Genomic DNA, 13,812 nt, shown 5'->3' on the forward strand with positions numbered 1-13,812 from the left:
ATTCGCTTACCATTGCGGTAAGTAAATCTTTCACTATTTTTTCCTCCGAAATTCGCTTTCGAAGCTTCCCCCGTTTTGGGTCTGCAAAGGTAGAAATCTCTTTCTCTTTTCCAAAATAAAAAAACTTTATTTTTTTTTATTTTTTTCAAACTCTCAATCCGATCACTCCCTCAGCCTTTCAGCCTTAGAAGCCCCGCCGTTGCGGGTCGCAAAGGTAGCACTTTTTCTTTCACTCCGGCAAGAAATATTTTTTATTTTTTTTCTCGCCCTTTCCGTCGCTCCGGTCGCCGCTATATCAGCTCCCTTCGCTCCCACTCTACCCTCGTCTATCCTTTCAAATAACTCCGCTTTATCGTTCAAAGCGGCTGCAAAGGTACGCCTTTATCTTTCTCATCCAAATACTCACCCAGCTTTTCCTTGCTTATATGTTTAAACACGCTGTAAATCAATGGGAAAAAATTATAGCGAAGAGCAAACATTCGGGAGAAGGATGAATAATCTACTTTTCGAGCGCTATATAATTGTTCTCTACCGAGCCATCAGCATATAGTTTTAAAACCGCGTAACCCGGAGGCGTTTCCTGATAATAATAGGTACCGGCCGACTCCTTATCGCCCTTTCCCCACCAATATCCACTCATTGAACCATTGCAGAAATAATGCACGCCATTATATTCTACCTCGTCCTGCAAGTGCTGATGACCGCTTAAACACACTTTTACTTTATCCTTATGTTTATAAAAAAGCGCTTTCAATTCCTTGTAATCGCCGTGCTGGCCACCGCTCCAGGCGCAGGTTGATGATAGTATGGGGTAATGCGACATAATGAGCACAGGGGTATTAGCCGGCAGTTTAGTCAAATCATCGCTTAACCATTGCATCTGCTCCGCATCAAGGGTTGTACCTTTGTTATTTCCATCCAGAATAATGAAGTGCCATCCCTTTTGATCAAAGCTATAATAACGGCGCGGCATTTTTAAGCGTTTTACCACGTATGGTATGCCGTACATTTCATCCTGCTGCGATGGTGCCTTCCACCACGAATCGTGATTACCTATGCAACTGTGCACTTTAAGATTGGTGCCGCTGATAAATTTATCCCACAAAGCCCACTGGCTGGTTACCATATCGCGGGTAACGTTATCGTAAGAGGCATCGAATATGGAATCGCCGCCGTTCAAAATAAAATCGAAACGGTGAGCTTTGAGTACCTTATCAAGATAAGCAGCCGCCCTTGCAGGTGCGTCATCCTGATCGCGGATATGTATATCTGTAATATGCGCTATGGTCAGCACAGGTTTAGTCTTTTCGGCAGCCTGAGCACCCGGTGCCGGCAAAACAGCGGCACCACCCAGCAAGGCAGAGCTTTGAATAAAATCCCTTCTTTTCATTTGTTTATTGATAATGTAGATGATGATTAACCTTTACGCAGATTATCGGTATACATACCATATATGGCTATAGCGCCCCAAACAAAGTTGAGGAATGCCGCCGGGTACGAATGATCGTACAGAGCGCTGGCGCCTACAAATAATCCGCCTAAAATATTAGCTAAATGAAAAGCGACCGAGGTTGGTCGCCATTTTTTGATGATGAGCAGGAAATATGAAACTAAAAAAAGCAATGCACCAAGCCAGCCTAAAACATCAAATACTATTTTAGTGGTGGCCTGGTGCATACTTGTTTATTTTTTATTGATTATCCAGCGATTTACGGTATTGTATTTACCCTCCAATACTATCTTATAAAAGTCTGAAGCGGTTTCGCGGCTTAAATCTATATCAAATTTTCCATCCTTTACGGGTACCTCACCTATTAACTTATAATTATCGGGCTTGCCGGTTTCCTTAAAGTTATTGGTAGCGGCAAGCCATACCTTCACTTTACCTTCGGTATCGGCAGCTTTCCAGCTCAGGCTGATCTTATTATCGGCTTTAATAGCAACCGGGTTTGATAATGAAACTTTGCCTATCAGCGGCACGCCGTCAAGCTCGCGCTGCTGATCGGCTGATAGTTTTACATCCACAAAACGGGCTATGGTTGGCAATATATCAACCACAGCTACCTGCTGTGCCTGTTTGGCGTAGGTATTAAGTGGTTTAGCATTGGTAACTATCCATGAGGCACGCTCACGGTCGCTTTGGCCGCCATGATCTTTACCTTTTTGAGGATCGCGACCATGATCAGTTGTTATCACGATCAGCCAATCTTCCTTATACTTCTCTTTACGCTGCTTAATGGCTTCCCAAAGCTGACCTACACGACGGTCGGCAGCACGAACGGCATCATAAAACTGCTCGCTATCGCCATACATGTGGCCCATATCATCAGTATACTCCAGGTATACCCATGAAAGGTCGGGCGCATCCTGACTGATGGCACGTGCGGCATCATCAATAACAGCCTGATCAATGTTCGACATGAATTTGCGGCCCCTGTCATGCGGGTATTTCACGGTGTCGAGCTCCAAACCATCAAAATGATGATCGAGCTTGATGTTGCCGGTTTGTGCCAACCCCTCGCCTACCAGTTTGGTACGGTTATCTTCCCAGCTCGAAAATATGGCTGTTTTCTTTTCAGGATACTGATCCTCAAAAAACCTGAAGATGGTTGGGTAATGGTAGTTTGGCGCCGCGATATCATTATCGGGCACGTTATGCTTGTGGAACCATACACCGGTAATCACATTGTTATAGCCCGGGGCCGATATGGTTGGCGTTTGGTTGAACCCGCCCTTTTCGCCGCCCTGGAAAGCGCTCAACAGAGCGCCCTCCTTTGCTATGGCGTGCATATTAGGGGTCGATACTTTTTCCAGAACATCCTTTGATACACCATCAATGATCACAAAAATGGCTTTCTTTTTTTGTGCCGAGGCCAGGCCTGCAACACAAACAAGTACAGCAACGGTTATAAATTTCTTCATCATAACAATTTTAATAATTACCAGCCAAATATTTGCTTCAGGTTTGGATTAAGCAGCACCTGGTTTGCAGGTACCGGGCGATAGTAAAACTTCGGCTCCTGGAAAGTACCCATATCGGCAATGGTTTGTATGGTGCCTGATGTACCGTTTTTAAGAAACACACCCGCATCCTGCCCAATGGTGCCTGTACGGTAATAAACATAAGCTACCCCAAGTTCATTCTGCTCACGTACGGCAGGTATTGATTCAGAATTGGCTAATAAAATAATATCGCCAATGCCATCGCCTGTTAAATCGTGCTTGCCAAGGCCTGAGAAATAGATACCCTCTGGTTCCTTCTCCAACAGCTTACCGGCATTCCAGCGCATCAGGTCATCAAAACGGTAACCTTCAAGCGCCATCTCGATACGGCGCTCGCGACGGATTTCAAGCACGGCAGCACGTTGCGATGAGCTGATAGTTGGATAACGGGCATTCTGCACCGGATCAATCGCCGGACTTACCGACATACCCGGCATACCTACCCTTTGGCGCAACAAGTTGATACTTATATCCAGATCATTCTGTGTTAGCTCGCCAAGCTCGGCCTTAGCCTCGGCATAGGTAAGTAATATTTCGGCATAACGCAGTACCGGTATATCAATATTTTGCTGTACCTCATTACTGGTAACGTTTACAAAGCCCTTTATTTGGTGATAACCGCTAAAGTTTTTGGCCAATTGCTGTACATATAAACCACCACCTTGCGAATAGGTAGATGTATTTACAAGTACAAACCCCGGGTAAGCATAAGTTTGGCTCAACCTTGGGTCGCGGTTTTGAAACTCCTGCACGAACGAGAAAGTTGCATAACCGCTTTGGTTGGTGTATGGCGTACCATCGGTTCTTAAATAATCCTGCAACAGATCTTTTGACGGCGATACCTCATAGTTACCGAATACGGTAGTGCTAAAGCCGCTGCCTAATACACCGAATTGAAAATAACGGGCAAGTATTACTTCGGAGTTACGGCTCAGGTCTTCCTGAACAAACAGGTTATGATAATCCTGGTCAGGGTTGCCGGTGGTGTATAACTCGAAACCACCGTTATCAATTATATCCTTTGATACATCGCCGCCAAGTTGTAAAAACTCATTCGCGGTAGCGGTAAGGTTAAGTTCAGAATGGTAGCGTCTGTAAGTACCTTCGTACAGGGCGAATTTTGCCTGGTAGGCTTTTACCACCCATTGGTTTACACCGCCCTGGTCGCCATCCTGATACACGTGCTCAGCGGCGAAGGCCAGATCTTCCATAATTTTCCCAACCACAAACTCGCGGGTGTCGCGAGGTTTGGTAAGCAACTCGGTATCGTCAACGTTCATGGTTTGTTCGTACCATGGCACATCTGAGTAGCGTTTTACCTTATCTATATAGAATTGCGCCCTGAAAAAGCGTGCTATACCTTCATAGTTGTTCAATATTTCGTCAGACAGGCGCGCATTTCTGAAATTCTCCAGAAAGTAATTGGCGCTGCGCAGTTGCTCCCAGTTCCAGCCTGATACTATGGTTGAGGCGGTTGGATTGCCTACCATCATGGTTTTAACTTCAACAGCACCGGTTGTTGGGGCGTTATCAGTTGAGCGGTCATCATTATAGATGCCGAATCCCGGAAAATTGTATAAGCTGTTCAAATACATTTTCAGATCTTCCTCACTGTTAAAGTAATTGCCCTCGCCAATATTACTTTGATTTTGCCTGTCTAAAAAATCCTTTTTACAGGCGCTAAGGCTAATTGCCGCCAGCGCAATGCCGGCTATATATTTTTTAATGAGTTTCATTGTTCGCTTTATTAAAAGTTTACGTTTAGGCCGATAGAGTATCTGCGCTGCCATGGGTAAGCGTAGCCGTTACCGCTACGGTTAGTATCATTATTCGGGTTTATAGCCGCATTTACGTTAACTGCTTCCGGATCGTAGTATTTTTTTAGTGCCGACCACTCGTAGATGTTCTCGCCACTTACATAGAACCTTACGTTTGACATGCCCCACTTTTTGGTAAGCGTAGCCGGTAAGGTGTAACCTACAGTAAGGTTTTTAAAGCGTATATAAGCCGCGTTTAACATGTAACCTGTTTGCGGTATAGCTAAACCTTTGGCGTTACCTGTGGTAGTACCCAGGTTAACATCCGCCAACCATGATTGCAGTATAGGGTAACGTGCATCTAAATTTTGGTTGCCTAAACCAGCATTGATATAAGCCTGTGAGTGTTTGGCCATATCCACATCGCTATCATTATTAGGCCTGTAAAAATCAAGCAGGTGCGTGTAGCCACCGGCGTATGGTTGCTGGTAGAAGCCCCAGTAAAGGTAATCAAGCGGATAGTAATCGCGTTTGGCCACACCCTGGAAGAATGCGCGGATATCAAAGCCTTTCCAGCTCGCGTTAAGGTCAACACCAAAACGGTAGCGTGGCGATGAGTTACCAATAACCGAAAGATCCTTGGCATCATTAGCGGTAAGGCCGGTTTCGATAGCGCCGTTGCCGTCAATATCCTTATACTTTGGCCAGCCCGGTACTATTGAAAGCGCATCCCACGGAATGATTGATGATTGATCAAGCGCGTCTATCTCTGCCTGGTTTTGGAACAGGCCATCGCTTTGCAAGCCCCATATTTCGCCCAGTTCCATACCTTCACGGTAACGGGTTAAGCTACCACTTGGGTTACTGAAACGGGTAATGTGTGAGCGGCTGTCAGACACTACTACCCTCGCGCTAAAGTTAACCGGGTCGCTGCTGGTTCTGAAAGTGGTTTGGTATGCTGCCGAGAATTCCCAACCGCGGGTTCTCAGGTCGGCGGCGTTTTCAATTGGTGGCGTAGCACCCAATACACCCGGCATTTCCTGCCCTGCTACCAACATGCCTTTGGTATCGCGCTGATAGATATCAAACGTAAAGTTCAGTTTATTATTAAATAAACCAATATCGGTACCCAGGTTTACGGTTGATACATCTTCCCAGGTATAGTTAGGGCTTACCAGTTGAGGCACACCTATGTTAATAGGCAACTCACCATTAATAAGGTAGTTTGATGATGGCCTGCTGAATGTTGGCTGGAAGCCGTAATCAGAAACCAGCTGATTGCCTAATGAACCGTATGATCCTCTTATTTTAAAATTACTTACTACGTTACGCAGGTTCTCCATAAAATCCTCCTGATCAACACGCCAAGCCGCTGATGCTGACGGGAAGAAACCAAAGCGTTTTTCTTTAGGGAAACGTGAAGTACCATCGTAACGACCGTTAAACTCAAGGATATACTTATCATCATAAGTATAGTTTACACGGTAAAACAAACCTTGCAAAGCCCAGTCATTGATAGGATTGCGCGGCTGACCTGCCAGCGTAGTTGCCAACCCTACTGTTGGGTACGATGACGAGATCAGGTTATTCATCGTAAAGTCGGTAATATCAGTTTTTGAATATTCCTGATTATAACCACCCATTACACTAATCGCGTGCTTGTTCCACTTATCGCTATAGGTGGCATATAAGTTAAGTACGGTATAATCGGTAAAGGCGGTGTATTTACGGGCATAGCTGGTACCCTCGCTACGTACATCGTTCGGGCCAAAACCTATATCAATAGGTAAGCCATACTCGTCATAGTTTTCAGCGCCACGGCGGTAGGTGAACTCACCGTTAACTTTCAGCTTGTTTTTGATAAGCGATAACTCGCCATTGAACTGGGTTTGCAAGCTGAAATATTTATCAGATGCCTTACCACCCTCAGTTAACCTCGCGCCTGTACGGCCAACCTCGGTATTAGCCCAGGTACCATCAGGATTTTTATCATAATCAGTAGGGAAAAGGTTATAAATACCCGATATAGAATAGTTTGACGGGTTTTCGCGCCTTGTTGATGTTAGATAAGTGTTGTTACCTAGGTTTAACCAAGGTGTTACCTGATAATTCACCTTACTACGGAAGCTGTAACGATCAAAATAATCATCAGCTATTTTAAGTAAACCATTTTGGCGGTTATAGTTACCTGACAGGTAATACTGTGCCTTTGGCGATTTGCCGCTTATTGAAAGGGCATGATCTTGCGAGAAGGTATAATCACTTAAAAAGTAACGGGTCCAGTCGCGGTTACCCATGTACTCCCAAAGACTGTTGTCTGTAGGGTTAACACGCACACCTGGAATTGATGGATTATCTGAACGCTCTTTAGCGTACTGGTAATACTGGTCGCTGTAGTTTACGTTATCCCAAGGGGTATTGTTGGTTGATAGCTCCAGCAAACGTGAATAGATATATGGGTCGGTAATTTTATCGGGCATTACCGTTGGTTTGTTGAATGATGAGTTGTTGCTGTAACTTAAGCTCACACCATCCTGTGTACCGGTTTTTGTAGTGATCAATATAACACCGAACGCGGCACGTGCACCGTATACGGCAGCTGATGACGCATCTTTAATAACCGATAAATTTTCGATATCCTGCGGATTCAAACGGTTAAGTTCAACCGCGTCCGATGGTACACCATCTATCAGGATAAGCGGATCGCCACCATTAATTGAAGTGATACCACGAATGTTGATGTTAGCGGCTGCACCAGGCTCGCCCGAGCCAAAATCGATATTAAGGTTGGGTACCAAACCCTGTAAGCCCTGCGCCACGTTTGATATTGGGCGGCTGGCCAGTGTTTTAGCGCTTATCTGATCGACCGCGCCCGATAGGTTTACCTTTTTTTGCGTACCGTAACCTACAACTACAACCTCGTTAAGTTCGGAGTTGTCGGCTTTCAGGTTAACGTCAACAGATTTACGGTTACCTACCGTTACTTCCTGTTTAACATAGCCAATGTAAGTAAATACCAAAACGGCATCAGGGCCTGATACATTGAGGGAGTAAGTACCCTTAACGTCGGTTTGCGCGCCGGTTGATTTACCTTTTTCCTGAACGGATACGCCGATAAGCGTTTCGCCAAGATCATCTTTTACTGTACCCGTGACCTTTACTTGTTGAGAGTAGGCAAGGTTGGCGTACAATAACAGACATGCAATTAGTGTGATGTAAAGTTTTTTCATGTCAGCATTTTATTTGCTGCAAAGGAATAGCAGCAATGTTAAGCCGACGTGAAATGCTTATTAAATAAACTGACCAATCAGTAAATTTATTTTTTTTCTGTTTTTCTTAGCGCCATGTTTTACTTTTAATGAATTATGGGCAGACGGAGTTTAAAGGAAGATCAGCAAAAACGAATTGTAGAGGCATTTTATGAAGTGGCTAAACGCGAGGGTATCGAGAATACCTCATTTGGCAAGGTGGCCAAGGAGTTAGAGATGCACCAAAGTTTGGTGATACACTATTTTGCCAATAAGGAAGATCTGCTGCTGGGGTTGATAGATTTTATAATGATGCGCTATGAAAATATCTACCAGGCTGAAAGTGAATTGGACGACCAGCCCCTTGAAAGATTGACAAGCGTACTGCACAACATATTTTCGCGAAAGTGGGATAATTATATTGACGACAGTATTTTTTACAATTGCTTCGCGCTGATATTCAGGCATCAGGAAATTAAGAACCGCTTTCGCGAATTGCACCTGATGCTGCGCGGCTGGCTGCAAAACTTGATACAGGCCTGTATAGATAAAAAGCAATTGGTTTATGATGATGCCTCAAAGGCCGCCGATATTATATTCGTGATATCTGACGGAGCCTATTATTATCTCAGCATGATAGAAGACCCGGTTGCTTATGATATGCACCTGGAACGATATAAAGAGGAAGCCTTCAGGTTATTAGGTTTGAATGTGGCCGCAGCCAAAGTCAATAACTAAACAGCATAAAAAAACGCCCCTTATCATGTTTTGATGAGGGGCGTTTTTTTAAGATACCTTTTACTTAGGCTACGGTAACACCATGTGCCTTTACAGGTTGTTCCAGATCCCAATTATTGGCCTTTATCTGATCTTTAAAGCATTGCGTGCGATAAACCGTGTTGCGCAATATTTGGTTCGAGTGGGTTTCCAGCCAGTGGTGCCTTGCGCGTACGTATTGTGCTATCCATGTTTTTTCGTCGCCGCCCTTTACCGGTGGCGATTCGGCAAACCTTTCGCGCAAAAAGCCTAATATGCTGCCCGAATGGATATGGCTATCATATATAACCAGCAAACTTAACGGCAGGGTAAAACCCATTTGCTTGAACCAGCCTATTGCCGGCAGGTAATAGAACGAGTCAAAAAAATCATCCTGACACTTGCGCATCACCGGGTCGGTTCGGCCGGCCAGCTGTAAGGTATCGCAAAAAAGCTTATCGGTACTGAGGCTTGGTTTTTTGCCTATGCGGTTAGCGTAGGGCGATAGCGTAGCGGCATGTGCACCGCCCGCGGCAATGTACTTGCCAATAAGCGCCTTTAAATTTCCAAATTCAGTAGTTTGTGATCGGCCGAAAGTGATCTGCACAATGCGGGTTTTGGTTTCCGGATCGTTATAATCCTTTAGTTTTACCAGCGCGCCATACTTACCCTCGGTAGCGCCGGTTTCAAACACATTTACAATGCGTTCAATTTTTTCTTTAATTTCTTCAGTTATCATTTTTTTAGATTAATCAGGGGGTATTAATTACTTTACTATCATCAGGTTTTTTGCCGTTACCGCGCAGGTTGGCTATCTTGTTCAAAATATCAAACCAAAACGGCGCGCCCATCATAATAGCCAGCACTGTGGCGGCCAGGCCAACCAGCTTAATAAATATAAAGAGCGCTATGCCGGATGAATCTTTACCGGCAAACATCCCTTTATTCCATCCCAACGGAATGGTATCTTCGAGCGTTGCCTTTATGCCTTTAATGTCCTGATAGTTGGCAATAATTATTTTATTTAGCTCCTCAACTGTGGCCGAGTCAGCTTTTTTATCGGCAGTTGTTAATGCCTGTGTTACCTTTTTCTTGAACATCAAACTATCTGATGCTGACGCGTACGATTGCTCAGCCAGTTTGATACGCGCTTCGGGGTTGTTATACAGATAGGTGGCAATGCTTATGCTATCGGCATTTAAAAACCCTACCGCCACTACCGATATCCAAAAGGTGAAACGACGCGTGTATTTAGTTTTTAATGCGCCGCCTACCCGCTCCATGTTGGAATTGTACCAATCTTCTATCTTACCTTTAAAAATATCAAGCTCGCTAAGTGTGCGTGTAGTTACCGAAGCGTAAGTTTGCCGGGCTTCGTTAGCATAGCTAAGCAGTACCCGTTGCAGATCAATAGGTAATGCCGTTGTGTTTTGAATGGCCGTTTCTATTTGGCCTAATGTACCGGCAATTAATCTGGGCGTTGCAGGGTCGAATGATATTTTTTCGATCAGCGCCGAGGTGAAATCTTTTGGGTTTATATAAGCGTTTGATTGCCCCGGCTTTGATAGGGCAGTTATTGAACAATGGTCTAATATGGCTTTGCCTAAGCTAACCACACTACCATTATACAAAGTTAGCTCTTTATTAAATATACTTAGTAGCCATTGTTCTAACATTTTTGCCCGGTATCGCCCCATGGTTATTACTATCTCCAGAGCCGAACTAACAATAATGCTTAGCAGAAAATAGATAAATATCATTCCTGCCACCAGATCTAAGATGGGGAAACTGCTCATAAATAAGTTGGGTAAATTGGTTTATAATTAATAAGTGGTGGTATTAAAGCTGATACCTCAATTAAGGTATCAGCTTTAATACGGAGTTGGTTACGAGATTAAAAACATCATTCTTAAACTCGTCCGACTTTATTTTGGCCAGGCCCGCGTTTTTCAGGGCTATCATTTGTATCAGATCTTTTTGGCTTAGCAGGTTGTATTCAAAATCTTCTTTAGATAGTGTGCCCTGCTGTAGTTGTAAGGTCCATGTCTTCAGGTCGGCCTTAAGTTCGTTTATAATGGCCAGCCCATCCTTTGTAGCATCATCAACTACTCCGTTCAGGTTTTTTTTAGCGAGGTCAAGCACGCCCGATTCAAGCGTTTTTAACAGGTTGTCAAAATCAAAAGGCATAACTTTATGGTTTTATTTCTGATGGTTTAATTTTTTTGCTCTCTAACTCGGCTATCTGGTCAAACGCCTTACCGACTATCTTTTTCTGTGCGCTGATAAAGGCGGTATCAAGTGTTGATTTTTCTTTCCATCTAACAAAATATCCACCCAGCAAATGCTTGTCGGGCGCATTCAGCAACTCCCACATGGTTATCGTAATACCGTTGTTGGCTCGATGTTTATCATACTCAATGGCCTTGTCAACCTTTATTTGCAGGTCTTTTACTTCGGCCTCGTGCGATGAGTAGGGTTCTGTTGCCTTACCCATCAGGTTAAGCGCGTCAACCTTTAACGACGTGACCTGCGTATAGGCAACCTGATCAAACGGTGACATTAGCGGACTACAGGCTGCCATTACCGTAATAATGATAGCCGCAACATGAATTTTAAGTGACTTCATAGCATGGTTATTTTAGGTATATCAAAACAGAAATTATATCAGCAATGAGGGTTTATATAATATTATTAGCAACAGTAATGCATCATTTTATACAGGTAAATAACATGCCCTGATATTGATGGAAATTTAACTTGCAGCAAATAATCAAAATTGCATATATTTGAAGCATACCCCTCTCGGGTGGACTACGCTTTCCACTGTATATCAAATATTTATTACACCGACGTATGACTTTAACTTTAATGTTTGAGGGTTATGAAAAACAACACCACACCATCTTATCTCGATTTTTTAAACAGGGTAAAATCCTACAAAAGCATTGATATTGCCACACCCGGTAATATTTTAAAAAGCTTTCCGCTGGTTGATATTTCATCCCTTTATCCGGGAGCGGTATTTATTACCGATTATGTGAACAACAGATACCTGTACCTGGCCATCAACAGCAATAAATTCCTCGGTTATTCTGATTCATTTTTACTTGGCGAGGGACCATCATTCATCAACAGCCTCTTACACCCTTATGATTTTAAGGTGTACAATGAAAAGATATTCCCGGCTAATATTGCCTGCCTTAAAAAATACGCCGATACCGATTATAAAAACCTGCTTTTCACTGTAAATTGTCGCTTGCGCGATGGTAAGGGCAAATACTGCGCGCTGAGGTTATGCTCATCATTCATCAGCATAGCTGATGATGGCACGCCGCTGTTAGAGATCAGTGCCCTGTCAGACATATCCGACTATAAAAGCGATGTCAAGATCGTTCATCTTATACAGAAATATAACGCTCAAAACAAGATCAGCCTGCTTAACCGCAAATGCTACCTGCCTTGTGTAAACCAGGTGTTACTCACCAAACGCGAGGTTGATATATTACGTTGGGTATGCGAAGGCTTTAGCAGCAAGCAAATTGCCGATAAGCTGAACATCAGCATATATACCATCAACAACCACCGCAAGAACATGCTCAGAAAATCGCAGTGCCATAACCTTACCGAGTTACTGCACAACGCGGTTAACGAGGGGCTTATTTAGGCCAATCAAACCTCAATTCGAGCAAGTTAGGCGTAGGAGCAAAACCTCTTTGAGCAAACGGATCAAGGAACCTACCGCCCGGTTGATCAATTAACACACTGCTTTGCCGCACCTGCAACAAAACAGACAGTGGCAAAAATGGCGTTGAAGCCATTTGCGCTATAAGCCTTGCATGGTCAGGTAATTCGGCAGCAATTTCGGCACGCCTGCCGGCCGCGTCAATATTCGCATTAAACCCTTGCGCCTTTAAATGATTCGATTTATACGTGCGGGCATCACCTGCCGGTGTTGATAATATCCCTTGATCACGCATCATGGCAAAATAGTTCTCTACAATAAATGCCTGCTGCTCGGGCGCGTACTGAAAAAAGCTATTTGTTGAATTTATTGAATACGCATAAGCGAAATTACGGTTACCCCTTGTAGCGCTTGCATGCAACTGTTGCAAAAGCGAGGTTGTTATATACCCTGCACCATTATGCTGAAATTGCCAAACATGCGTCATTTCGTGTACTAACAACTGCTTGTGTTCATCTTTGGTTATATCAAAATCAAGCGGGAGCCTGATGTTGTTGCCCGCGGTGGTTCCGGCTGAAATGCTTGTAATGATTAGCCTAACCCTCGAATAATCAACGCTGGTTCCAAATATGGGGCTCACTACATCTCTTTCCGGCTGACTTAAACGCCTGCCTGCCACAAGTGAATGTACATCGCTTACCTGCGTCAAAAACTCATCAACTACCGGCGAGTGTATGGATAAGCCTCCCCTCGGCCCCGGCTCTGCATCCTTACGTATAGTATTGTTTTTACCCTGTTGCAGTGTATGCGTTAACTCGTGCGCCAGCAAATGCCTGCCCGATGCTGAATCGGGAGCGTATTGGCCTTTGTTAAAATAAACATCGTTACCTACGGTAAATGCCCGGGCATGCAAACCTTGCGAAAGCTGCGCCGCGTGTTCGCTGTTATGTATCCTTACATTTGAAAAATCGGCCCCGAAACGGCTCTCCATAAAGCTGCGGGTATTTGATGGCATTGGCGAACCGCCGCCCTTAGTACCATCTATTTGTTGCGTGGTTGAATTATTAATGGCTACGCCGCTATCGTTACCTTTTCGTTGCACAACATCCGCCACAGGTTGATGGGTATGTTCATCATCGCCACACCCACCGCATTTGCGCTGAATAAAGTTATCATTAGCGGGCATACGCATAACCCTGTCGGCCACGGCATCAGCTTCGTGCTCCATGGGGTCGTTAGCGCTGCCAACGGTTAGTTTGCATTGTACATGATGATTGCCTGCCGATTCATTTTGCCGGTCGATACCGGCTATGTTCAGCGTATTTTTATGTTCAGGAGATGATACACGATCATGAGTTGGCATGTG

General features: G+C 44.3%; 12 protein-coding genes. 2 read left to right on the plus strand and 10 right to left on the minus strand.

What is annotated here, in order from left to right; translation table 11 throughout:
• Positions 1 to 499: 499 nt before the first annotated feature.
• Genes IM792_RS19225 through IM792_RS19245 form a run of 5 tightly spaced genes read right to left on the minus strand, consistent with a single transcriptional unit; the run spans position 500 to position 7,990 of the window.
• Positions 500 to 1,390 (minus strand): metallophosphoesterase, encoded by an 891-nt coding sequence (locus tag IM792_RS19225; protein WP_194103536.1) that lies wholly within the window; start codon positions 1,388 to 1,390, stop codon positions 500 to 502.
• A 26-nt stretch (positions 1,391 to 1,416) separates the two neighbouring features.
• Positions 1,417 to 1,677 carry a hypothetical protein gene (locus tag IM792_RS19230; protein WP_194103537.1) on the minus strand — a complete coding sequence of 87 codons (261 nt, stop codon included), beginning with the start codon at positions 1,675 to 1,677 and terminating at the stop codon, positions 1,417 to 1,419.
• 6 nt (positions 1,678 to 1,683) lie between these two features.
• Positions 1,684 to 2,925, minus strand: a complete 1,242-nt coding sequence (locus IM792_RS19235; RefSeq protein ID WP_194103538.1) for an alkaline phosphatase family protein — start codon at positions 2,923 to 2,925, stop codon at positions 1,684 to 1,686.
• 14 nt (positions 2,926 to 2,939) lie between these two features.
• On the minus strand, positions 2,940 to 4,739 hold the full coding sequence (locus IM792_RS19240; RefSeq protein WP_194103539.1) for a RagB/SusD family nutrient uptake outer membrane protein: 1,800 nt from the start codon (positions 4,737 to 4,739) through the stop codon (positions 2,940 to 2,942).
• Between the two features lie 11 nt (positions 4,740 to 4,750).
• On the minus strand, positions 4,751 to 7,990 hold the full coding sequence (locus IM792_RS19245; RefSeq protein WP_194103540.1) for a TonB-dependent receptor: 3,240 nt from the start codon (positions 7,988 to 7,990) through the stop codon (positions 4,751 to 4,753).
• A gap of 135 nt (positions 7,991 to 8,125) precedes the next feature.
• On the opposite strand from IM792_RS19245, the gene IM792_RS19250 reads away from it, so the two are divergent.
• On the plus strand, positions 8,126 to 8,746 hold the full coding sequence (locus tag IM792_RS19250; protein ID WP_194103541.1) for a TetR family transcriptional regulator: 621 nt from the start codon (positions 8,126 to 8,128) through the stop codon (positions 8,744 to 8,746).
• A gap of 64 nt (positions 8,747 to 8,810) precedes the next feature.
• On the opposite strand, the gene IM792_RS19255 is transcribed toward IM792_RS19250, so the two are convergent.
• The 4 genes from IM792_RS19255 to IM792_RS19270 form a co-directional block, all read right to left on the minus strand.
• Complete coding sequence (locus IM792_RS19255) at positions 8,811 to 9,503, minus strand: chitosanase (RefSeq protein ID WP_194103542.1); 693 nt, start codon at positions 9,501 to 9,503, stop codon at positions 8,811 to 8,813.
• Between the two features lie 13 nt (positions 9,504 to 9,516).
• On the minus strand, positions 9,517 to 10,560 hold the full coding sequence (locus tag IM792_RS19260; RefSeq protein WP_194103543.1) for a hypothetical protein: 1,044 nt from the start codon (positions 10,558 to 10,560) through the stop codon (positions 9,517 to 9,519).
• Between the two features lie 61 nt (positions 10,561 to 10,621).
• The gene (locus tag IM792_RS19265) at positions 10,622 to 10,951 is read right to left on the minus strand and encodes a hypothetical protein (RefSeq protein ID WP_194103544.1); all 330 of its coding nucleotides are present in this window, start codon (positions 10,949 to 10,951) and stop codon (positions 10,622 to 10,624) included.
• 4 nt (positions 10,952 to 10,955) lie between these two features.
• A complete protein-coding gene (locus tag IM792_RS19270) occupies positions 10,956 to 11,390 on the minus strand; it encodes a hypothetical protein (RefSeq protein ID WP_194103545.1) in 435 nt (144 codons plus the stop codon).
• A 255-nt stretch (positions 11,391 to 11,645) separates the two neighbouring features.
• Here IM792_RS19270 and IM792_RS19275 point away from each other — a divergent pair, with 255 nt between their 5' ends.
• Positions 11,646 to 12,428 (plus strand): helix-turn-helix transcriptional regulator, encoded by a 783-nt coding sequence (locus tag IM792_RS19275; protein WP_194103546.1) that lies wholly within the window; start codon positions 11,646 to 11,648, stop codon positions 12,426 to 12,428.
• Here the strand turns inward: IM792_RS19275 and IM792_RS19280 are convergent.
• The gene (locus tag IM792_RS19280) at positions 12,421 to 13,809 is read right to left on the minus strand and encodes a DUF4157 domain-containing protein (RefSeq protein ID WP_194103547.1); all 1,389 of its coding nucleotides are present in this window, start codon (positions 13,807 to 13,809) and stop codon (positions 12,421 to 12,423) included. The two genes, IM792_RS19275 and IM792_RS19280, sit on opposite strands and share 8 nt — an antisense overlap.
• Positions 13,810 to 13,812: the final 3 nt, after the last annotated feature.

The organism is Mucilaginibacter sp. JRF, from assembly GCF_015223065.1.
GTDB lineage: Bacteria > Bacteroidota > Bacteroidia > Sphingobacteriales > Sphingobacteriaceae > Mucilaginibacter.

Excerpts from the sequence above, each read along its gene's own strand:
- IM792_RS19225 (WP_194103536.1), bottom strand. The coding sequence starts at position 1,390 with ATGAAAAGAAGGGATTTTATTCAAAGCTCTGCCTTGCTGGGTGGTGCC.
- IM792_RS19230 (WP_194103537.1), bottom strand. The coding sequence starts at position 1,677 with ATGCACCAGGCCACCACTAAAATAGTATTTGATGTTTTAGGCTGGCTT.
- IM792_RS19235 (WP_194103538.1), bottom strand. The coding sequence starts at position 2,925 with ATGATGAAGAAATTTATAACCGTTGCTGTACTTGTTTGTGTTGCAGGC.
- IM792_RS19240 (WP_194103539.1), bottom strand. The coding sequence starts at position 4,739 with ATGAAACTCATTAAAAAATATATAGCCGGCATTGCGCTGGCGGCAATT.
- IM792_RS19245 (WP_194103540.1), bottom strand. The coding sequence starts at position 7,990 with ATGAAAAAACTTTACATCACACTAATTGCATGTCTGTTATTGTACGCC.
- IM792_RS19250 (WP_194103541.1), top strand. The coding sequence starts at position 8,126 with ATGGGCAGACGGAGTTTAAAGGAAGATCAGCAAAAACGAATTGTAGAG.
- IM792_RS19255 (WP_194103542.1), bottom strand. The coding sequence starts at position 9,503 with ATGATAACTGAAGAAATTAAAGAAAAAATTGAACGCATTGTAAATGTG.
- IM792_RS19260 (WP_194103543.1), bottom strand. The coding sequence starts at position 10,560 with ATGAGCAGTTTCCCCATCTTAGATCTGGTGGCAGGAATGATATTTATC.
- IM792_RS19265 (WP_194103544.1), bottom strand. The coding sequence starts at position 10,951 with ATGCCTTTTGATTTTGACAACCTGTTAAAAACGCTTGAATCGGGCGTG.
- IM792_RS19270 (WP_194103545.1), bottom strand. The coding sequence starts at position 11,390 with ATGAAGTCACTTAAAATTCATGTTGCGGCTATCATTATTACGGTAATG.
- IM792_RS19275 (WP_194103546.1), top strand. The coding sequence starts at position 11,646 with ATGAAAAACAACACCACACCATCTTATCTCGATTTTTTAAACAGGGTA.
- IM792_RS19280 (WP_194103547.1), bottom strand. The coding sequence starts at position 13,809 with ATGCCAACTCATGATCGTGTATCATCTCCTGAACATAAAAATACGCTG.